Consider the following 20,809-nt stretch of genomic DNA (forward strand, 5'->3'; position numbering starts at 1 on the left):
TTCGGCCCGCCGACAGGTCCGCCTACAGGTCCGTCAGCGGGGTGACAGCGTCAGGGTGTCGACGGTGTTGGTCTCCACCGCGTCGGGGGTGAAGGACCAGTCGAGCAGTTCGCCGTTGGCCCACTTGTCGGTCTGGTCGGTGTAGTGGGCGCTGTAGGCGTGCCCCGAGGCGCCGGAGAGATTGATCCAGTCCGACTTGTCCCAGTCGCCCACATTGACCACCATCCGCATGGACGGGACCCAGACGACCTCATAGCCGGCCGCCGCGTTCCAGCCGGTGGCGTTCACCGCCGCCTCGCCGCCGCCCAGGTTCCACGGGCCTCGGTTGAGCAGGAACTTCAGAAAGCCGGGGCCCTCGCTGCCGAGGGTCTGGTTCTTCAGGTTGAGCTGGTGCAGCCGGCCCCAGCTCCAGCTGTCCATGTCCTTGCCCAGCTCCGCCGTCAGCTCCCAGCGGGCGTCCTTCATGGCGCGGGCGAACAGCTCGTCGCGGTTCTCGGTCGGCTTGTCGGTCGACTTGTCCAGCCGGCTGTGGGGCACCTGCCACCAGCTGCTGTCCTCGTCCTTGACCAGCGAGCGCACCACGTCGAACCAGCGGTCGCCGCCATCGGGCTGCGCCGAGTCGGCGTCCCGCTCACCGCACTCGATGACCGACTTGACCAGGTCGTCCGGGGAGGTGCTGTCGGCGGGGCGGACGCTCAGGCAGTCGCCCTCGATCCGCATCTCCTGGGGGAGCTTGTTGCCGAAGGCCAGCTTGAGGATGTTCCGCCAGACGGCATTGAAGTAGGCGGCGGCGGCCGAGTCCGGCTCCTGGGTGTAGTCCCAGGTCTCCAGCAGCTTCTGGGCGTCGCGGACGTTCTTGTCCTTGACATCGATCTTCAGCAGATACGGCGTGAGCAGCCGGGCGATCTCGCTCGCGTTGTCCATCTGCATGGTCCGCATGTCCTCGGTGGAGATCTTGCCGCCACCATTGATCTTGGACTCGATCAAATTGTTGATCCGCTGGCTGCGCGCACCGTGGCCGTAGTCGGTGGTGATGAGGTGCGGGTACTTGTCGGGGTCTATGACGGCCTGGTTGGCGGTGACGATATAGCCCCGCTCGGGGTTCTCCTCGTACGGCATCTCGTCGAAGGGGATATAGCCGTCCCACGCGTACTTGGAGTCCCAGCCGGGGGCGGGGACGGAGCCGTCGCCCTGGGCGCGCTTGGGGATCCGGCCGGGGGCCTGGTAGCCGATGGTGCCCTTGCGGTCCGCGTAGATGAGGTTCTGCGAGGGCACCTCGAACGCCTTGGCCGCCTTGCGGAAGGAAGCGAAGTCGGAGGCGCGGTTCAGCATGAAGACGGCGTCCATGGAGGAGCCGGGGGTCAGCGCGGTCCACTTGAGGGCGACGCCGTAGCCGGTGGCCCGGTCGGGGGCGGCGTTGGAGACGGGGGCGCGCTGCCCGACCTTCTCCAGCTCGTCGCTGCGGTCGGAGACCAGGGGGCCGTTACGGGTGGAGCGGACCGTGATGGTCCTGCTCTCGCCACCCGCGACCTGGATGACCTCCTTGCGGCTGGTCAGCTCCTTCTGCTCGTCGCCGACCTGGTAGCTGTTCCCGGTCAGCTTCTCCAGATAGAGGTCGGTCACATCGGCGCCGAGGTTGGTGAAGCCCCAGGCGATGTTCTGGTTGTGACCGATGACCACACCCGGCATACCGGAGAAGGTGAAACCGGCGGTCTGGTACTGGCAGCTCTTGGAGACCTTCCGGCAGTGCAGACCCATCTGGTACCAGAGCGAGGGCAGCTGCGGGGCCAGGTGCGGATCGTTGGCGAGCAGCGGCTTGCCGGTGGTCGTGTACTTGCCGGAGACGACCCAGGAGTTGGAGCCGATGCCGCTGCCGTTGGGGCCGAGCAGCTGGGGGATGGTGTCCAGGGTCTCGGAGAGCGCGGAGAGCTGGGTGTTCAGGCCCTGGGTCGCGGTGGCGGGGTCGGTGGCCGTCCCGGTCCCGGTGCCGGTGCCTGTACCCGTCCCGGTGCCCGTACCCGTTCCGGTGCCGGTGTTCGTCCCGGTCCCCGTTCCCGTGCCGGTGTCGGTGCCGATGCCGGTGCCCGTGCCCTGGCCCGTGAGGGTGCCCGAGGGCTCGGCCTCCGGGTCGAAGGTGCGGGTGACGGGGTCGATGCCGCCCCGGTCCACGATCGGACGGTTCCGGTCGTACGGGTACTCCGGGTACAGCTCCTTGATCTGCTTCGGGCTCAGCCTGCTGGTCATCAGCGAACGGTCGATCTCGTCCTGCATATTGCCGCGCAGATCCCAGGCCATCGCCTTGAGCCAGGCCACCGAGTCCACCGGGGTCCAGGGCTCGGGACGGTAGTCATGGGCGAAGTCCAGCGCGACGTACTCCAGCGAGATCTCCTTCGGAGCCTTGCCGTCGAGGTAGGCGTTGACCCCCTCCGCGTACGCCCTCAGATACTTCTTGGTGGAGTCCGACAGCTTCTCGTCGTACTCCTTCTGCGCCACCCGGCGCCAGCCGAGCGTCCGCAGGAACGCGTCGGTCTCCACCTGGTCCTTGCCGAACATCTCGGAGAGACGGCCCGCGGTCATGTGCCGGCGGACGTCCATCTCGTAGAAGCGGTCCTGGGCGTGGACGAACCCCTGGGCGCGGAAGAGGTCCTCGTCGGTGTCGGCGTAGATCTGCGGAATGCCGTAGTCGTCCCGCTTGACCTCGACATCCCCGCTCAGGCCGTCGATGCGGAGGGTGCCGGTGGTCTGCGGGAAGGAGGAACGAACGGTGCTCACGCCCCAATACCCGGCATATCCGACACCGCCGAGCAGTGCCAGCACCAGCAGGATCACAAGCAAGCGGGCGCGTCGCCCCTTCTTCTTCTTGCGGGAAGAGGCGGATGTGTTGGAGGGCATCGCTGTCCTTCGAGGCGCAGGCTGGTCCAGGAGTGCTGTGCCCACCATAGGCGCAGCGCCCCACCCGTCCGGACGCGGTATCCGCGCGGAAGGCTCCACAACGGTGGAGATCCGCACCCCTGGGACCGTCAAGAAAACGTTAAAGATTAGGTAAGGTAACGAAGTGTCGCCGCCCGGATCAGTGATCCGGCACGTAGAGGCGCGAGGGGAAGGATCGGCCACTGACTGTCCAGCAGCTCAACGAACTCCTGCTCAACTGCTCGCTCGTGCTGCTCATCGCCGTCGCGGCGGTACGCGTCTCGTCGCGCAGCGGACTGCCCAGCCTGCTGCTCTATCTCGGGATCGGCGTGGTCATAGGGCAGGACGGCATCTTTGACGTCCAGTTCGACAACGCCGAACTGACCCAGGTCATCGGCTATGCCGCACTGGTCGTGATCCTCGCCGAGGGCGGGCTCGGCACCAAGTGGCAGGAGATCAAACCGGCACTGCCCTCCGCTGTCCTGCTCTCGACCCTCGGGGTCGCGATCAGCGTGGGCATCACCGCCGCCGGAGCGCACTACATCGTCGGCCTGGAGTGGCGGCAGGCACTGATCATCGGCGCGGTCGTCTCCTCCACGGACGCCGCGGCCGTCTTCTCCGTCCTGCGCAAGGTGCCGCTGCCGTCCCGGGTGACCGGAGTGCTGGAGGCCGAGTCCGGCTTCAACGACGCCCCCGTGGTGATCCTGGTGGTGGCCTTCTCCGCGGCGGGACCGGTGGACTCCTGGTACGTCCTGGTCGGCACGATCCTGCTGGAACTGACGATCGGCGCGGCCATCGGCCTCGCGGCGGGCTTCCTGGGCGCCTACGGGCTGCGGCATGTGGCCCTGCCCGCCTCCGGCCTCTACCCCATCGCCGTCATGGCCATCGCGGTGATGGCCTACGCGGCCGGGGCCCTCGCCCATGGCAGCGGCTTCCTCGCCGTATATCTGGCCGCGATGGTGCTCGGCAACGCCAAGCTGCCGCACGCCCCCGCCAACCAGGGCTTCGCCGAGGGGCTCGGCTGGATCGCCCAGATCGGGATGTTCGTCCTGCTGGGGCTGCTGGTCACCCCGCATGAGCTGGTGGACGACTTCTGGCCGGCGGTCGTCGTCGGCCTGGTGCTGACCATGGTGGCCCGCCCGGTGTCGGTACTGCTCAGCCTGCTGCCGTTCGGCATCCCCCGGCGGGAACAGATCCTGATGTCCTGGGCCGGGCTGCGCGGCGCCGTCCCCATCATCCTGGCGACCATCCCCATGGTCGGCGGGGTCGCGGACAGCGACCGGATCTTCAACATCGTCTTCGTCCTGGTCGTCGTCTACACCCTGGTCCAGGGCCCGACCCTGCCCTGGCTCGCACGGGCCCTGCGGCTCGGCCCCGGCGGCCCCGCCGACCTGGGCGTGGAGTCCGCCCCGCTGGAACGGCTGCGCGGGCATCTGCTCTCGGTCTCCATCCCCGACGAGTCCCGGATGCACGGCGTCGAGGTCTCCGAGCTGCGGCTGCCCGCCGGCTCCGCCGTCACCCTCGTCGTCCGGGACGACAAGAGCTTCGTCCCGCTGCCCTCCACCGTGCTGCGGCGCGGCGACGAACTGCTGGTCGTCGCCACGGACCCGGTACGGGACGCGGCGGAGAAACGCCTCCGGGCGGTCGGCCAGGGCGGCAAGCTCGCCGGCTGGCTCGGCACCGGCTGAGCCCGGCCCCGACCCCCGCCCGGCACCCCGGCTCCCGTGCCCCCGGCCCCGGCCCCGCCCGGCGGACCGGGGGCCGGGAGGCGGGTCACCGCAGCTCCGGGACCGGCGCCCCGGGACGGATCCGGCCGGCGACTGTACGATGGGACGGCATTTCATCGACGACCACCTCTGCCTGACGCAGAGCTGGCGCGACCGTATGGCGGCCGAGCTGTCCACCTCCCGGACCCGGTATCTACCGCAGTCCCGCGCGCAGAGGACAGCTCTCGGCCCTCCCCGCCCCCGGCGGAGACGGCTACCAGGTGGCAGAAAGGCACGGGCCGTGGCATCCACGGTCACCGACGGCTCCCGCCCCGGATACGGACAGCTGCTCCGCACCCCGGGAGCGTGGACCTTCCTCCTCCCCGGCTTCGCCGCCCGGCAGCCCTTCGCGATGCTCACCATCAGCATCGTGCTCCTCGTCCAGCACACCACCGGCTCCTACGGAAAAGCCGGCGCGGTGGCCGCCGCCACCGGCGTCTCCATGGCGCTCTTCGCCCCCCAGAGCGGCAAACTCGCCGACCGCTACGGCCAGCGCGCGGTGCTGCTCCCGGGCGTGGTCGTGCACGCCGCCTCCGTCTCCGCGCTGACCGCGCTGGCCCTCGCCGACGCCCCGCTGTGGGCGCTGTTCGCCGCCGCCGTCCCGGCGGGCGCCTCCGTGCCCCAGGTCGGGCCCATGGTGCGGGCCCGCTGGGCGGCCCGGCTGGACGGCTCCCCGCTGATGCCGACGGCCGCCGCCTTCGAGTCGGTCACCGACGAGTTCACCTTTGTCGTCGGCCCCGTGCTCGCCACCGCGCTCTGTACCGGGGTCCACCCCGCCGCCGGACTCGTCGCCGAGGCCGGACTGACCCTCGTCGGCGGTCTGCTCTTCGCCGCCCAGAAGCGCACCCAGCCCCCCGTCCTCCGCGCCACCGCCGGCAGCGGCACGGGCCCCCGGGTCTCCGCGCTCTCCATCCCCGGCGTCCGGGTCCTGGTGGTCGCCTTCCTCGGCATCGGCTCCGTCTTCGGCGGCATGCAGGTCTCGATCACCGCCTTCAGCGAGCAGATCGGCGACCCCGGCGTCAACGGCGTCCTGTACGGCGTCTTCGCCGCCGGCAATATGCTCGCGGGCATCGCCTGCGGCGCCATCGCCTGGAAGACCGGCCCGCTCCGCCGGGTGGTGCTCGGCTACACCGGGCTGACCCTGGCCGCCTCCACCCTGTGGGCGGTGGACTCGGTCGTCCTGCTCGCCGCCGTGGGTCTGCTGGTCGGACTCTGCATCGCCCCCGCTCTGATCGGTGGATACACCCTGGTCGAATCGCTGGTCCCGGCCTCGGCCCGGACCGAGGCGTTCACCTGGCTGACCGGCGCCGTCGCCCTCGGGCAGGCCCTCGCCGTCACCGCCGCCGGACAGCTCACCGATGCCCACGGCCCGGCCGCGGGCTTCACCGTCCCGCTGATCGGAACGGCGCTCGCACTGGCCGTCCTGGTCGCCCTGCGGTCCCGGCTGGCCCCCCGTCCCGGCCCGGACGGCACCCCGGGAACCGGCCGGATCGCCGCCCGCGGCACGAGTGGAATGGATCACCGCTCACCGGCGACGGTGGACTGACGCGGCGGAATACGTCACTATGGACCGTCGTTAGCACTCATCGAGTGAGAGTGCCAGGAGGAAGACCAGTGCCGACCTACCAGTACCAGTGCACCGCATGCGGCGAGGGCCTTGAGGCGGTGCAGAAGTTCACCGACGACGCCCTGACCGTCTGCCCCAACTGTGACGGACGCCTCAAGAAGGTGTTCTCCGCGGTCGGCATCGTCTTCAAGGGCTCCGGCTTCTACCGCAACGACAGCCGTGGCTCCTCGTCGAGCAGCACGCCCCCCGCGTCGTCCGGCTCCAAGCCGTCCGACACCAAGAGCGGCACGACCGCGACCGCCTCCGGATCATCCGGCTCCTCCGGATCATCCGGGTCGTCCGGCTCCAGCTCCTCCTCCGGGTCCTCGGCCCCGTCGAGCGGCAGCTCGGCCGCCTGACCCCCGGCGAACACCCCCGCAGGACCCCGTCGGCATCCGCCACGGGGTCCTCGGCGTCCCCCCACCCGGGCCCACGGCAGCGGGTCCCGGCCCAACTAGGGAGTTTCTTTCGGATCAGGCTGGATCAGGGAGCGGGGTCTGGTGACGTGCATCGCAAGGCGGAGGATTGAGCCACTGCGGAGCATTGGTGATTGACGACAACGCGGCGAGGTGCGGTGCCAGGGCACGCGAGCCCAGCAAGATCCGGAAGAGACGACCTAGGGTGACCCGCATGGCTGACACCAGAGCAGAGATCGGCGTCATCGGCGGTTCGGGTTTCTACTCCTTCCTGGAGAACGTCACCGAGGTCACGGTCGACACCCCCTACGGCGCTCCCAGCGACTCGCTGTTCCTCGGCGAGATCGGCGGCCGGAGGGTCGCCTTCCTCCCCCGGCACGGCCGCGACCACCGGATCCCCCCGCACCGCATCAACTACCGCGCCAACCTGTGGGCGCTGCGCGCCGCCGGGGTGCGGCAGGTGCTCGCACCGTGCGCGGTGGGCGGGCTCCGCACCGAGTACGGCCCCGGCACGCTGGTCGTCCCCGACCAGCTGGTGGACCGCACCAAGACCCGCGCCCAGACCTATTTCGACGGAGAGCCCCGCGCCGACGGGGCCGTCCCGAACGTGGTGCACACCACCTTCGCCGACCCCTACTGCCCGGTGGGTCGGGGCGTGGCGATGAAGGCCGCGCGGGAGCACGAGTGGGAGCCCGTCGACGGCGGGACCATGGTGGTCATAGAGGGGCCCCGCTTCTCCACCCGGGCCGAGTCCCGCTGGCATGCCGCCGCCGGATGGTCGGTGGTGGGGATGACCGGGCACCCGGAGGCCGTCCTCGCCCGTGAGCTGGCCCTCTGCTACACCTCGATCGCCCTGGTCACCGATCTGGACGCCGGGACCGAGACCGGGGACGGGGTCTCCCACACCGAGGTGATGAAGGTCTTCGGCGAGAACGTCGGCCGGCTGCGGAAGGTGCTCTTCGACGCGGTGGCCGCGCTGCCGGGGACCGCGGAGCGCGACTGTCTCTGTGTCCACGCCCACGACGGCTGGAACCTGGGCATCGAGCTGCCCTGAGGGTGCCCCGGGCCCCGGTGACCCGGGCGACCTGGGTGACCTGGGTGGTCCGCCGGGCCCCGGCCCGGCGGGCACACCCCTCGGCGCATCTCTCGGTACATCCCGTGGCGGGCCCGTCCGGTGCGGGCGGACGGCCTCCCGGCGGGGCGGCGCCGCCGTACCCTGGACGCATGAGCAGCGCCCCCGCACCCGGCCCGCGTGACGCGGAGCCGTCCCCCGAGAACGCCCCCAGGCCGCGGATCGTCTTCGACGATCCGCTGGACCGGCCGTCCTCCGACGACACCGACCAGGGGTGGGGCGAGCGGCCCGCCACCGGCGGCGGGGCCGACGATCTGGCGCGCTTCCTGGACGAGAAGCCGCCGCACCACGTCTGAGACCACCGCCGGCACCGCCCGCACCACCGCCGGGACCGGTGCCGGCGGCCGCTGCGGGACCACCGCCGCCACCCGCTCCGGGTGACCGGCCCGCGCCCGCCGCAGGACCCCCGGCCGCGCCCCGGTGACCGTCGGGCGCGGGATTCCCGGAGGACCGGCGGGGGACCAGGGCGCTCAGGAGCCGCCGAACCCCTTGCCCGAGCCGGGAGCGGAGTCCGGTCCCGTACCCGCCGAACCGCCGCGCGACTGGGCGACCAGCGCGTCGCGGATCTCCTTGAGCACCTCCAGCTCCGACAGCTCCACGACCTCCTTGGTGCCTTCCTTCGCCGCGTCCCGGGCCGCCTTGCGGGCCAGATAGCGGGCCATCGGCAGCACCATCAGGAAGTAGACGACCGCCGCGGTGATCAGGAAGCTCAGCGTGGCGCCCAGGACGGAGCCCCACATGATCCGGATGCCCTCCTCCGTGCCGTTGACCGTGCGGCAGGGGCCCTTGAGGCAGGAGCTGTAGGCGTCGAGATTCTGTGTGCCGAAGGCGCCGACAAGGGGGTTGATGACCCCCTTCACCACAGAGTTCACCACTTGCGTGAACGCCGCGCCGATGACGACGGCGACCGCGAGGTCGATCACATTGCCGCGCATCAGGAAAGCCTTGAAGCCCTCGACCAGGCCGACCTTCTTCTCGCTCACCACTGAGCCTTTCTTCACTGGGACAGGGAACGGAGCTAAACGCTCCGCAACCTACGTCACAGCGCCGCCGGGCTGTCCACTTCAGACCCGCGAAGAGGTGACGGCCCTGTACATCAGTACGACGATCGGTACGCCCACGCGCGCCGGGCGCACCACCGGGATCCCTCAGCACACCGTCACCGCCAGCGGGACGGCGGCCTGGGCGGCAGCCAGTGCCGGGGCGAGCCGGCGGGGGACGGCGAGGGGCACCACCGCGCCGCCGCCCCGGACCGCCGGCACCTCCTGCGGCTCCCCGGCCACCCGGACGCCCCCGGCCACCACCCGGGCCCCGGGCGGCCGCGCGAAACCCTCCCCGGCGCCGGGCACCGCGATCACATCGACCCGGTCCCCCGGCCGCAGCCGCCGGACGGTCTCCGCCTCGGCGAGGCGCACCGGAACGGTCACCGTCGGCTCCCCGGGCGCGGTCCGCACGGCGGGCCCCGCCGTGCAGGAACCGCCGGGCCTCCCGGCCGGCTCCCCGGCGGCCGGGGGTGTCGCGCCCTCGTCCGCACCGGCCGCACCGGCCCGGGTGTCCCCGCCCGCGCGGTCCTGCGGGGCGCGGGGGCCGGAGGCGGCGAGGGCGGCGGCGGTCAGCGCGACCCCGGCGACCAGCGCCCGGCGCCGCCTCCGGACCGCCCGCCGCAGCCGGTGGGCACCCCGCCGGGTCCGCACCGGCGCGAACTCCGGCACCCCCGGCGGGTCGGGCACGGGCGAGCCCGCGCCCCCTCCCCCCGTACCGCAGCGGTGGGGAAAGGCCGCGATCCGCCGCGCACCCGGGGCCCTTGAGCGGGACCGCCCAGGTCCGGACCGCCCCGAACCCGGCCGCCCCGAATCCGATCCAGGGGACCCGGGCCGGGCGAAGCCGGGCCACACCCACCCGTACGACACCACCCCCCAGGGCGCGGACCTGGACGACGGCGAAGACGAGGGCGAGGAAGACGGGGGCGAAGACGACGAGGAAGAGGACCCGGACGACGAGGAGGGAAGAAGAAGGGACATCGGCTGACGCACCGCCCGTCATGGTCAAAGGGGCCGCGCCCGTCACCGGCTGACGGACACGAAGGGAACAGGACTCGAAGGAACAGGACTCGAAGGAACAGGGCACGGAGGAAGGGGCGGACCCCCGGCCCCGAACGCACGGCCGGTCGATCCGCACCCCACGATCCGCCCTCCGCCCCGATCCCGCCGGAGCCTGTGGACAGCCCCCCGCATGTGGATAACCCCCTCGTCCGTACGGGTGACCCTGGCCGCCGTCCGGCCCACGCTCCAGGCCTCCCCGTACCCCCCGCTCTGCTCTGCTGGATCCATGACCGCCCACGGCGCCGACGACGCCTATGTCCCCCTGCGCCGGATGATCCCGCGCCGACGGGACGAGCCGCACCGCGCGGCGACCCCGCTGGAACTCTTCTTCGACCTCTGCTTCGTCGTCGCCGTCGCCCAGTCGGGCGCCCAGCTGGTGCACGCCCTCGCCGAGGGCCACCCGGTCTCCGGCATCGTCGGCTACGCGTTCGTCTTCTTCGGCGTGTGGTGGGCCTGGATGAACTTCACCTGGTTCGCCTCCGCCTACGACTGCGACGACGTCCCCTACCGGATCGCCGCCCTGGTGCAGATCGCCGGAGTGCTGGTGTACGCCGCCGGGGTGCCCCGCGCCTTCCAGAACAACGACTGGACCATCGCCGTCGTCGGCTATCTGGTCATGCGGCTGGCGCTGACCACCCAGTGGCTGCGCGCCGCGCGGGCCGAGCGGGGCGAGGCCCGGAAGGTCGCCCTGCGCTATGTCGTCGGCATCCTGCTCTGCCAGGCGGCCTGGGTGGTACTGCTCCTCGCGCCCGTGGAATCGCGGCACTGGCTCTTCCCGATCGTCGTGGTGGCCGAGCTGCTGGTGCCGCCGCTCGCCGAACGGCACCGGGAGACGCCCTGGCACGCCCACCACATCGTGGAGCGCTACGGCCTGTTCACCCTGATCGTGCTGGGCGAGACGATGGCCGGGGCGACGGTCGCCGTCCAGTCCGCGCTGGACGAGCACGACGCGGTGGGCGAGCTGCTGCCGATCGCCGCCGGTGGGCTGCTGATCGTGTTCTCGGCGTGGTGGATCTACTTCGCCGTACCGGCGCACGAGCGGCTGATCTCCAACCGGCAGGCCCTGCCCTGGGGGTACGGCCATGTGCTGATCTTCGGTTCGGCGGCGGCGATCGGCGCGGGGGTGGAGGTGGCCGTGGAGCACGCCACCGGGCAGGCGCATATCTCCGCCCTCGCGGCGGGCGCGGCCGTGACCGTCCCCACGGCGGTCTTCCTGCTGATGGTGTGGCTGCTGCACGCCCGTCACTTCAAGCACGGCACGGCCGAGCAGGCGACCCTGCCGCTCGCCTCGGCGGTGATCCTGGTCTGTTCCTTCGCCGGAGGCTGGGCCGTCCTGGCGGCGGGGCTGGTCGCGGCGGCGACCGTCGCGGCCGGGGTCTTCCTCTCCCGGCACCCGGGCGGCGGCCACGGCTCCGGCGGCCCGGGCGGGCCCGCCGACCGCCGTGGTACGCAGACCTCATGAACGACGGCGGCATGAACGACCGGATCACGCACGACGGGATCACGCACGACGGAACGGAACGACGGGGCGGGAACGACGCCCTGACGGATGTGACGGGGCTCCGGGTGGGCCACGCCCGGGTGCCGGGCAGCGGGGCGCTCAGCGGGACGACGGTGGTCCTCGCCCCGGAGGGCGGCGCGGTGGCCGCCGTCGATGTACGCGGCGGCGGCCCCGGCACCCGTGAGACCGACGCACTCGATCCGCGCAATCTCGTCCAGCGGGTCGACGCCGTGGTGCTGACCGGCGGCAGCGCCTACGGCCTGGACGCCGCGACCGGGGTGATGGCCTGGCTGGAGGAGCAGGGCCGGGGGGTGCCGGTCGGCGGCCCCGGGCAGGTCGTCCCGGTGGTCCCCGCCGCCTGCCTCTTCGACCTCGGGCGGGGCGGCGACTGGCGGGCCCGCCCGGACGCCGCCACCGGACGCGCCGCCGTCGAGGACGCGGCCCGCTCCGCCGTGGGCGCGCCGGTGCGGACGGGCAACACCGGGGCGGGTACGGGCGCGGTGGCGGGCGGGCTCAAGGGCGGGGTGGGCACGGCGAGCCTCCGGCTGCCCGGCTCGGGGATCACCGTGGGGGCGCTCGCCGTCGTCAACGCGGTGGGGAACGCCGTCGACCCGCTGACCGGGGTGCCGTACGGGAGGTACGGGACGGGGCCGGTGGAGTTCCCCGCCCCCGGGAGGCACGCGGAGGCGGTACGACGGCTGGCCGAGGCGCGCGCGGCGAGCGGGCCGCCGCCGCTGAACACCACGCTCGCGGTGGTGGGTACGGACGCGGATCTGACCCGTGCCCAGGCGCAGAAGCTCGCGGGTACGGCGCACGACGGCATCGCGCGCGCCGTCCGCCCCGTCCATCTGATGAGCGACGGGGACACCGTCTTCACCCTCGCCACGGGGGCGCTGCCGCTGACCGTGAACGCCGCCCCCGGGGGCGCCCGGAACCACCCCCTCGTCCTCAACGAAGTGCTGGCGGCGGGCGCGGAGTGCGTCTCCCGGGCGATCGTGGGGGCGCTGCTGGCGGCGGAGTCGGTCAGCGGGCCCGGTGGGGTCTTCCCGTCCTATCGGGAGCTGTACGACATCAACTGATCCACGGCATATGGATGTTGTCCAAAACCCGGGAACTTCACAAAGTCTTGCCTCGTTTTCCGGAACGAGTGGACGCACTGTCAGATCGAGGGGCTACTTTTAGCAATCAGCGTGTTACTTGCGGCGACTGCCTGGAGACCCACTGTGAACGATCCGCACGACACCACCGAACTCCACCTCCAGCGGCTCCTGGGCCGGGCGCTCAACTCCTTCGAACTCCCCGACACCGTTGTCGAGCGGCTCGAATCGGCGCTGACACATGTCAGTTCGCTGCACTCGTCCCATCACAGCGGCACCCTCGATCGAGCGACCTACCGGCATGCCTTCCTGCTGAGCGACGGCGGCTCCCTGGTCCTGTGGGAGCTGGTGCACAGCAGCGGGCCGGACGTCCCCGAACAGCACGAGCTGTACACCGAGGAGGCCGAGGTGCGGCTCGCCGCCTCCCGGCTGCCCGCAGGCTTTCCCGGCTTCGCGGACGCCGGTGACCTCACCGACCCGGCCCAGGGGTACGGGCCCCTCAGGCCGGCCGCCGCACCCGGGCTCGACGCCGACCTCGCCCTGCTCGCCGGGCTGATGGCGGCTCCCCCGGCGGCCCTGCCCCGGATGTATGTCCCGGACAACTCGGCGGATCACGCCCGCCGGGTCCTGCGCCGCGCGGAGAACACGGACCGGCCCGGCGAGGAGGCCGCCGGGGTGCTGCGCTCGGCCTTCGCCCACCACATCACCCAGGTGTTCGCCCGGCAGTGCCAGGTGGCGGGCAAGGAAGCCGGCTTCACCCTCTACGAGCACGCCTTCCTGCTGCTGGACGGTGCCGAGGTGAGCCTGTGGGAGGTGGAGCACACGGCCACCCCCGACGGCCGTCATATGTGCGAGGTGTACGCGGCGGAGCACACCGCCCGTGAGGCGATGGAGCTGCGCGCCCGGGTGCGCTGAGCCCCACCCGTTCCCCCCATGGCGTCACCGACGGCCTCTCCCGGCCCGGGTCCCCGAGCCCGGCGCCACCACCCGGCCGCACCGCCCCGTACCACCCCCCACCGCTCCACCCCGCACCACCGCTCCACTCCCGCCGCCGCGCCCTCGCCGCGCCGCCGCCGCGCCGCCGGGTCTAGCGACCCGAGTGCGTCAGCTCCGGCTCCTTCAGCGGCTCGCTCTCGTCCGAGCCGCCCCCTTCGAGATGCTGCTTCGGCCGCGCGGGCAGCAGAAACATCAGCAGGAAAATCACACCGAGCACCCCGGCGACCCATCCCAGTGAGTTGAGGAAGGCCTCCCCGAAGGTGTTGCCCACCATCTCCCGCATCACCTCGGGATCGCCCGCAGGGGCTCCCTCCGCGCCCGGCTGGGCGCTGCCATGGCCGGAGATGCCGTCACCGGCGCCGTCCGGCATCGCACCGAAGAAGACCACCGAGACCAGACCCAGGCCCAGCGCGGTACCCGTCTGCTGCACCGTATTGAGCAGACCAGAGGCCGAGCCGGAGTGCTCGCGCGGGACCTCGGAGAGAATCGCGTCCGTCAGCGGAGCCACGATCAGCCCCATGCCGACACCCATCACCACCAGTGCGGGCACCATCTGCCAGGGAGTGATGTCGACACCCACACGGTCGACCGTCCAGAGGTAGATCAGCACACCCCCGACCATCGTCAGCGCCCCGGCCTGGAGCACCTTGCGGCCGAACCTCGGCACCAGCTGCTGTACGGAGATACCGGCCGCCACCGAGACGGCGATCGAGAACGGAACCCCCGTCAGACCCGCCCGCAGCGCGCTCCATCCGAGGCCGATCTGCATATAGAGCGTCCACACCAGGAAGAACACACCCATGACGACGCCCAGGGTCAGCTGGACGGCGATACCGGCGGCGAAGCTGCGCACCCGGAAGAGCGACAGCTCCACCAGCGGGGAGCCGTCCTTGCGGGTCTTGTACCGCTCGTAGACGACAAAGGCGGCGAGCACCAGCGGGCTGCACAGCATGGAGACATGGCCCCACAGCGGCCAGTCCAGCTCCCGGCCCCGGGTCAGCGGGTAGATCAGCATCATCAGCGCCGTGGTGACCATGACGACACCGACCAGGTCCAGCCGGAGCGCCTTGGGGGCACGGGACTCGGTGATGTAGATCCGGCCGAGGATGATCCCGGCGATACCGACCGGCAGGTTGATCAGGAAGATCGGACGCCACTCCAGACCGAAGAGGTTCCACTCGGTCAGCAGCGCCCCGAGGAGCGGCCCGGAGACCGCGCCCAGACCGACGACCGCGCCGAAGAGCCCGAAGACCTTGCCGCGTTCATGGGCGGGGAAGGTGGTGTGGACGATCGCCAGCACCTGCGGCACCATCATCGCGGCCATGGCGCCCTGGAGGATCCGGGAGGCCACCAGCATCTCGGTGCTCAGGGCGAAGCCGCAGAGCGCGGAGGCGAGGGTGAAGCCGGTGATGCCGATCAGGAAGAGACGCTTGCGGCCGTAGATGTCCCCGAGCCGGCCACCGGTGATCAGCCCGGCGGCGAAGGCGAGGGCATACCCTGCGGTGATCCACTGGATGGCGCTGAAGGAGGCACCGAGATCCCGCTCGATGGCGGGGATCGCGATGTTCACGATGGTGACGTCGACCAGGTCCATGAAGGCGGCGGTCATCACGATCGTGAGAGCTATCCAGCGGCGACGGTCCTCCGCCGGGGCGGGCGGCACCACGCCGTCCCCGGCCGTTCGCGCGGACGGCACCGGCGGCACGGCACCGGTGCGCCCGGTGTCCGCGTGAACGGTGTCCGGGTGAGCGGTGTCGGCATGGGCGGTGCCGGTGTGAGCGGTATCGGTGTGAGCGGTGTCGCCGGGCGGGTGCGGGGGACTGCTGCCGTCGGGATGGTGTGAACTCATGGGAACGAGACTAAGAGGGAACTAGGTCATTACGCGTCCTCTTTTGGCGGCACCCTGGACGGCATGACGGATACCCCGGCGCGACTGCTGCATCTGCTCTCCCTGCTCCAGACCCCGCGTGAGTGGCCGGGCAGTGAACTGGCCCGCCGGCTGCGGGTCAGCCGCCGCACGATCCGCCGGGACATCGACCGGCTGCGGGAGCTGGGGTACCCCGTGGAGGCCACCAAGGGCGCGATCGGCGGATACCGGCTGGTCGCCGGGTCCGCGATGCCTCCGCTGACCCTGGACGACGAGGAAGCGGTCGCCATCGCCGTGGGGCTGCGGGCCGGGGCGGGCCATGCCATCGAGGGCATCGAGGAGGCGTCCGTACGGGCGCTGGCCAAGCTGGAGCAGGTGCTGCCGTCCCGGCTGCGCCACCGGGTGGCCGCGCTCCAGGCGGCGACGGTCCCGCTCACCCGGGGCGACGGGGCGACGATCGACCCGGCCACCCTGACCGTCCTGGCGGGCGCGGTCGGGGTGCCGGAACGGCTGCGCTTCGGCTATCGCGCGGGGGACGGCACCCCGAGCAGACGGTGGGTGGAGCCCTTCCGGCTGGTCTCGGCGGGGTACCGGTGGTATCTCGTGGCGTACGACCTGGACCGCGAGGACTGGCGGACCTTCCGGGTGGACCGGCTGTCCGACCCCCTGGCGACCGGTGAGCGCTTCACCCCCCGGGAGCGGCCGGAGGGCCAGGGTCTGCTGGGACACACCCTGGTGCCCCGTCGGGAACACCGGGTGATGGTGGATTTCGAGGCCCCGGCCGACTGGGTGGCCGCGCGGCTGCCGCACTTCTTCCCCGCTCCGGAGCCCCTCGGGGAGTCGGGCTGCCGGCTGCGGATGCCCTGGCCGGACACCCTGGACTGGGTGGCGAAACAGCTGGCCCTGGTGGGGTGCGACTTCCGGGTGGTGGCGCCGGCGGAGCTGTCCGACCAAGTGGCGGAGGTCGCCGAACGGCTGGCCCGCGCGGTACGAAAAAACCCGGCGTCGGCCGGATGACACCGGGTGGAACGGGGCAGGGAGGCGACCCCGGGCGGAACGGGGCACGAGGGGCGCACCGGCGGCGTCGGGAGCCCGCGCGGGCCGGCGCCCCGGGGAGACCCCGGGGCAGAGGCCACGGCGGGCGGCCGGGCCGGTCAGGCCGCTTCGTCGAAGCCGGTGTCCCGGGCCATCCGCTTCAGCTCCAGCAGTGCGTGCTTCTCGATCTGCCGGATGCGCTCACGGGTCAGCCCGTGCTCCTTGCCGACCTCGGTCAGCGTGCGCTCGCGCCCGTCCATGATCCCGTACCGCATGCGGATGATCGAAGCGGTCCGCTGGTCGAGCTTGCCGATCAGATCGTCCAGCCCCTCGCTGCGCAGCAGGGTGAGGACGGACTGCTCCGGGGAGACCGCCGAGGTGTCCTCCAGGAGGTCGCCGAACTGGGTCTCGCCCGCGTCGTCCACCGGCATGTTCAGACTGACCGGGTCGCGCGCCCAGTCGAGGACGTCGGTGACCCGCTCCGGGGTGGAGCCCAGCTCCTCGGCGATCTCGGCCGGCTCGGGCTCACGGCCCTTCTCGCGGTTGAACTCGCGCTGGACCCGGCGGATCCGGCCCAGCTCCTCCACCAGGTGGACGGGGAGCCGGATGGTGCGGGACTGGTCGGCTATGGAACGGGTGATCGCCTGGCGGATCCACCAGGTGGCGTACGTGGAGAACTTGAAGCCCTTGGCGTAGTCGAACTTCTCCACCGCGCGGACCAGGCCCGCATTGCCCTCCTGGATCAGGTCGAGCAGGGGCAGACCGCTGCGCGGATAGCGCCGGGCGACGGCGACGACCAGCCGGAGATTGGAGCGGATGAAGACATCCTTGGCACGCTCGCCGTCGGCGACCAGCGACTCCAGCTCCTCACGGGTGGCGCCCTCGGCCTCGCTCTCGACCTCCTTGTCGAGGATCTGGCGGGCGAACACCCCCGCCTCGATCGTCTGGGACAGCTCGACCTCCTGAGCGGCGTCGAGCAGCGGCGTCCGTGCGATCTCGTCGAGGTACATACCGACCAGATCTCGATCGGCTGTCTCCCCGCTCACCGCGCGGCTCACCGCGCGCACGCGCCCGGCACGCTCAGTGGTCCCCTTGGCCTCGGACTGGCGACGGGCGACGGCACGGGTTGCCATGCGAGCTCCCTTGCTGAGTAGGTCGCGACACCCTCCCGGGTGCCCTGCATCCGATGGAAACAACGACTGGAATCCGGACAGAATTCCCATGCCCCTCGTCAATTTTTACGATCTTGCAGTATCCTGCCTGCCCCCATGGGAGGGGAGACGGCTAAGGAGCCGATAGAGGTGCAGGTCAGCGGGGTCACAGCGCGTGTATCCCAACACTCTCCGCACACACCCACCAGGCCCCTCATGAGACGCCCGTCACACCCGGCACCCCTTCCGGCGCACCGCGCACCCTGTACGGCGCACTGACCGGACCCATCGCCCGGACCCATCGGCCTGACCCACCGCCGAACCCATCGGCCGGTGATGCCCGGCACCCGGTGGTACCCGGTGATGCCCGTTCCCCCCTCACCCATAGAGACGGACGGGACCCCTTCGCAGGTTGCCCCGGGTCGTACGCCCAGGGCGTACGACCTGCCCGGCAGCGGCCCCGTACCGTCCGGCGGACGCCCGTACCCCCTCCGGCGGGCGGCGCCCGGGACCTGAGGTGTAGGTCCCCAGCCCGTTACGGAGCCCTCGCCCGCCTGCCTAGGGTCCCGCCCATGGACTCCCGAAATGACTCCCGGAACCCGCAGAAAGCACCCCTCACCGGCGGCGCGGGAAGCCCCGCCACCGACGGCACCCTCGACGAGGCACTGGAACGCATCCATGTCGCGGGACCCGAGCGCGACGGCTGGCTGAGCAACCACGCCCCCATGGCGGTGGAGGCGCTGGTCCGCCACGGCCGGGCGGAGACCGTCCACCCCTGGCTGGACCGCTACCGGGACAAGCTGGAGGACATGCCCCGGCCGCTGACCCCGGTCACCGGGAAGAACTGGCGGGAGGCGCTGGGCGACCCCCGCCGGATCGCCGACTGGGCCCTCTGGTTCGAGCGGGAGACCGCCGACCGCCCCTGGCGGGAGGTGCTCACCGAGTGGTGGCCCCGACTGCTGCCGGGGATCGCGGGCGGCGCCACCCATGTGGTGATCCGGGTCGGTCATGCCGTCCGTACCCTGCTGACCACCGAGGAGACCGCACCCCGGGTGACCGAGCTGGCCCATGCCCTCGGCTACTGGGCCGCCCGGCACCAGCCGATCACCGGGCTGCGGGCGCTCCCGGCCCCGGCGGGCGCGGCGGCGGCGCTGGACGCGGTCGCCCCGGTGCCCGACCGTACGGCCGGGATCGAGGCCCGGCTGGCCCAGCTCACCGCGCTGCCCGACTGGCCCGCCGGCGCGGGGCAGGCCCCGGACCCGGAGACCGCCAGGACCCGGCTGGTGGAGCTGGTCACGGCCGCCACCCATCGGTACGCCACCCATGGCCACAGCGACCCGGTGATGCTGGTGCACGCGGCGACGGCGCCCAACGCGGTACTGCGGACGCTGCCCGCGCTCCCGCGCACGCTGTGGGCGCCGAGTCTGGCGGCGGCCTGGTCGGCGAGTGCCGCCGTGACCGCCGCGTACTCCGCGCTGACGCCGGTGGCCGCGCCCGGCCCCGTACCGGCCGGACCGGAGGAGATCTTCGAGCGGGCGGCCGCCCATGGCGACGACCACACGATCAAGTTCACCGACACCGCGCTCGACATCGGTGACGAGCGGGCCCTGGTGGCCGCCGTCCGCTCGATCGAGCTGAACACGCCCTTCCTCTGAGACCGGCACCACCCACCCCACTGGCCCCACAGACCCTGCGGGCCCTTTCTCACCCGTACTGCACCGACCGCTTGGCCAGCCCCATCCAGAAGCCGTCGATCACACTGCGCCCCGCGTCCAGCTCGTCCTCGGCCGCGCCGAGGGTGACGAAGAGGGGCGCGAAGTGCTCGGTCCTGGGGTGGGCGAGCCGGCCCGCCGGGGAGGTGTTCCCGAAGTCGAGGAGGGCGTCGACATCCGCCGCCGCCAGCGCCCGCCGCCCCCAGTCGTCGAACTCGGCGGACCACCCGGGTACCCCGCTCTGGCGCAGCGCCGCCAGATTGTGGGTGAAGAAGCCGCTGCCGACGATCAGGACACCCTCGTCCCGCAGGGGCGCGAGGCGCCGCCCGATCTCCATCAGACGGGTCGGGTCGAGCGTCGGCAGGGAGATCTGGAGGACCGGGACATCGGCCCCGGGATACATCTCGGCCAGCGGGACATAGGCACCGTGGTCGAGCCCCCGGTCGGGCACATCCTGTACGGGGGTTCCGGCGCGGCGGAGGAGTTTACGGACCGCGTCGGCGAGCCAGGGTGCTCCCGGAGCCCCGTACCGCACGGCGTAGTACCGCTCGGGGAAGCCCCAGAAGTCGTACACCAGGGGCACCGTCGTGGTCGCGCCGAGCGCCAGCGGGGCCTCCTCCCAGTGGGCGGAGACCATGAGGACGGCCCGGGGGCGGGGCAGTGCGGCGGACCACGCGGCGAGCTGTCCCGGCCAGAGGGGGTCGTCCGCGAGGGGCGGGGCGCCGTGGGAAAGATAGAGGGCGGGCATCCGGGCGGGGCCGCCGGGAGGGGCGGCCCAGGTCGTGGTGGCTGTGGTCATGGGAGGATCTCCAGTCACTTGAAGTTTCAAGTTACCTCCACGGTAGACCCGTATAGTTCAACGTTCAAGGACAAGTCGTAGAGTGGTGGTATGAACACGGCATCCGAGACGGACGGCGAGCGCGCCCCGCGCTGGCTCAGCGATGAGGAACAGGGCGTATGGCGCGCCTATCTCCACGCCACGACGCTCTTCGACGACCATCTCGACCGCCAGCTCCAGCGCGACGCCGGGATGCCGCACATCTACTACGGGCTGCTGGTGCAGCTCTCGCAGGCGCCCCACCACCGTCGGCGGATGACCGAGCTGGCGATCGACGCCAAGATCACCCGTTCCCGTCTCTCGCATGCCATCGCCCGGCTGGAGAAGAAGGGGTGGGTGCGGCGCGAGGAGTGCCCGACGGACAAGCGCGGGCAGAACGCGGTACTGACGGACGCGGGGTACGCGGTGCTCCGGCGGGCGGCGCCGGGGCATGTGGAGGCGGTGCGGCAGGCGATGTTCGACCGGCTCACCCCGGACCAGGTACGCCAGCTCGGCGAGATCATGCGGATCATGGCCGAGGGGCTCCAGCCCCAGGACTCGGGGGCGGACCTGCCCTGGCTGCGCTGACCCGGCGGCGGGTCCGGCGCAGGGCCCGCCGCCCGGCCCGGCCCGCCGCGACCGGGCACGAGGCACCAGGTCACCAGGTCACCAGGTCACCAGGCACACGGATGCCCCGCCCG

At 72.0% G+C, this 20,809-nt stretch carries 17 protein-coding genes; 11 read left to right on the forward strand and 6 right to left on the reverse strand.

What is annotated here, in order from left to right:
* Positions 1-33: 33 nt before the first annotated feature.
* Complete coding sequence (locus ABT354_RS16260; protein WP_351494032.1) at positions 34-2,892, reverse strand: penicillin acylase family protein; 2,859 nt, start codon at positions 2,890-2,892, stop codon at positions 34-36.
* Positions 2,893-3,158: 266 nt separating this feature from the next.
* Here ABT354_RS16260 and ABT354_RS16265 point away from each other — a divergent pair, with 266 nt between their 5' ends.
* From ABT354_RS16265 to ABT354_RS16285, 5 genes are all read left to right on the forward strand, one after another.
* Complete coding sequence (locus ABT354_RS16265) at positions 3,159-4,598, forward strand: potassium/proton antiporter (protein ID WP_351494034.1); 1,440 nt, start codon at positions 3,159-3,161, stop codon at positions 4,596-4,598.
* Between the two features lie 319 nt (positions 4,599-4,917).
* Positions 4,918-6,222 carry an MFS transporter gene (locus ABT354_RS16270; RefSeq protein ID WP_351494036.1) on the forward strand — a complete coding sequence of 435 codons (1,305 nt, stop codon included), beginning with the start codon at positions 4,918-4,920 and terminating at the stop codon, positions 6,220-6,222.
* A 68-nt stretch (positions 6,223-6,290) separates the two neighbouring features.
* Entirely contained in the window at positions 6,291-6,641 is a 351-nt protein-coding gene (locus ABT354_RS16275) for an FmdB family zinc ribbon protein (RefSeq protein ID WP_351494038.1), read from the forward strand.
* Between the two features lie 271 nt (positions 6,642-6,912).
* Positions 6,913-7,752 carry an S-methyl-5'-thioadenosine phosphorylase gene (locus tag ABT354_RS16280; RefSeq protein ID WP_351494040.1) on the forward strand — a complete coding sequence of 280 codons (840 nt, stop codon included), beginning with the start codon at positions 6,913-6,915 and terminating at the stop codon, positions 7,750-7,752.
* 170 nt (positions 7,753-7,922) lie between these two features.
* Positions 7,923-8,126 (forward strand): hypothetical protein, encoded by a 204-nt coding sequence (locus ABT354_RS16285; protein WP_351494042.1) that lies wholly within the window; start codon positions 7,923-7,925, stop codon positions 8,124-8,126.
* 174 nt (positions 8,127-8,300) lie between these two features.
* Here the strand turns inward: ABT354_RS16285 and ABT354_RS16290 are convergent, their stop codons facing one another.
* Together ABT354_RS16290 and ABT354_RS16295 are read right to left on the reverse strand one after the other, a co-directional pair.
* Positions 8,301-8,813, reverse strand: a complete 513-nt coding sequence (locus tag ABT354_RS16290; RefSeq protein WP_351494044.1) for an MscL family protein — start codon at positions 8,811-8,813, stop codon at positions 8,301-8,303.
* Positions 8,814-8,978: 165 nt separating this feature from the next.
* Complete coding sequence (locus ABT354_RS16295; RefSeq protein ID WP_351494046.1) at positions 8,979-9,560, reverse strand: hypothetical protein; 582 nt, start codon at positions 9,558-9,560, stop codon at positions 8,979-8,981.
* Positions 9,561-10,158: 598 nt separating this feature from the next.
* Here ABT354_RS16295 and ABT354_RS16300 point away from each other — a divergent pair.
* The 3 genes from ABT354_RS16300 (at position 10,159) to ABT354_RS16310 (ending at position 13,445) form a co-directional block, all read left to right on the forward strand.
* Positions 10,159-11,394, forward strand: a complete 1,236-nt coding sequence (locus ABT354_RS16300; RefSeq protein ID WP_351494047.1) for a low temperature requirement protein A — start codon at positions 10,159-10,161, stop codon at positions 11,392-11,394.
* A gap of 11 nt (positions 11,395-11,405) precedes the next feature.
* On the forward strand, positions 11,406-12,512 hold the full coding sequence (locus tag ABT354_RS16305; RefSeq protein ID WP_351494118.1) for a P1 family peptidase: 1,107 nt from the start codon (positions 11,406-11,408) through the stop codon (positions 12,510-12,512).
* Between the two features lie 144 nt (positions 12,513-12,656).
* Complete coding sequence (locus ABT354_RS16310) at positions 12,657-13,445, forward strand: DUF6227 family protein (protein WP_351494049.1); 789 nt, start codon at positions 12,657-12,659, stop codon at positions 13,443-13,445.
* 172 nt (positions 13,446-13,617) lie between these two features.
* On the opposite strand, the gene ABT354_RS16315 is transcribed toward ABT354_RS16310, so the two are convergent.
* Positions 13,618-15,135, reverse strand: coding sequence for an MFS transporter (locus ABT354_RS16315; protein WP_351494120.1), 1,518 nt, complete (start codon positions 15,133-15,135; stop codon positions 13,618-13,620).
* 303 nt (positions 15,136-15,438) lie between these two features.
* Here ABT354_RS16315 and ABT354_RS16320 point away from each other — a divergent pair, with 303 nt between their 5' ends.
* Positions 15,439-16,410 carry a helix-turn-helix transcriptional regulator gene (locus tag ABT354_RS16320; protein WP_351494051.1) on the forward strand — a complete coding sequence of 324 codons (972 nt, stop codon included), beginning with the start codon at positions 15,439-15,441 and terminating at the stop codon, positions 16,408-16,410.
* A 137-nt stretch (positions 16,411-16,547) separates the two neighbouring features.
* Here the strand turns inward: ABT354_RS16320 and ABT354_RS16325 are convergent, their stop codons facing one another.
* Positions 16,548-17,561, reverse strand: coding sequence for a sigma-70 family RNA polymerase sigma factor (locus ABT354_RS16325; protein WP_351494053.1), 1,014 nt, complete (start codon positions 17,559-17,561; stop codon positions 16,548-16,550).
* Between the two features lie 590 nt (positions 17,562-18,151).
* On the opposite strand from ABT354_RS16325, the gene ABT354_RS16330 reads away from it, so the two are divergent.
* On the forward strand, positions 18,152-19,234 hold the full coding sequence (locus ABT354_RS16330) for a questin oxidase family protein (RefSeq protein ID WP_351494055.1): 1,083 nt from the start codon (positions 18,152-18,154) through the stop codon (positions 19,232-19,234).
* A 49-nt stretch (positions 19,235-19,283) separates the two neighbouring features.
* Here the strand turns inward: ABT354_RS16330 and ABT354_RS16335 are convergent, their stop codons facing one another.
* On the reverse strand, positions 19,284-20,090 hold the full coding sequence (locus ABT354_RS16335) for a dioxygenase family protein (protein WP_502983429.1): 807 nt from the start codon (positions 20,088-20,090) through the stop codon (positions 19,284-19,286).
* Between the two features lie 90 nt (positions 20,091-20,180).
* On the opposite strand from ABT354_RS16335, the gene ABT354_RS16340 reads away from it, so the two are divergent.
* Positions 20,181-20,696 (forward strand): MarR family winged helix-turn-helix transcriptional regulator, encoded by a 516-nt coding sequence (locus ABT354_RS16340; protein WP_351494057.1) that lies wholly within the window; start codon positions 20,181-20,183, stop codon positions 20,694-20,696.
* Positions 20,697-20,809: the final 113 nt, after the last annotated feature.

It is taken from the genome of Streptomyces sp. NPDC000594 (assembly GCF_040299965.1).
In the GTDB taxonomy this organism is placed as follows: Bacteria; Actinomycetota; Actinomycetes; order Streptomycetales; family Streptomycetaceae; genus Streptomyces.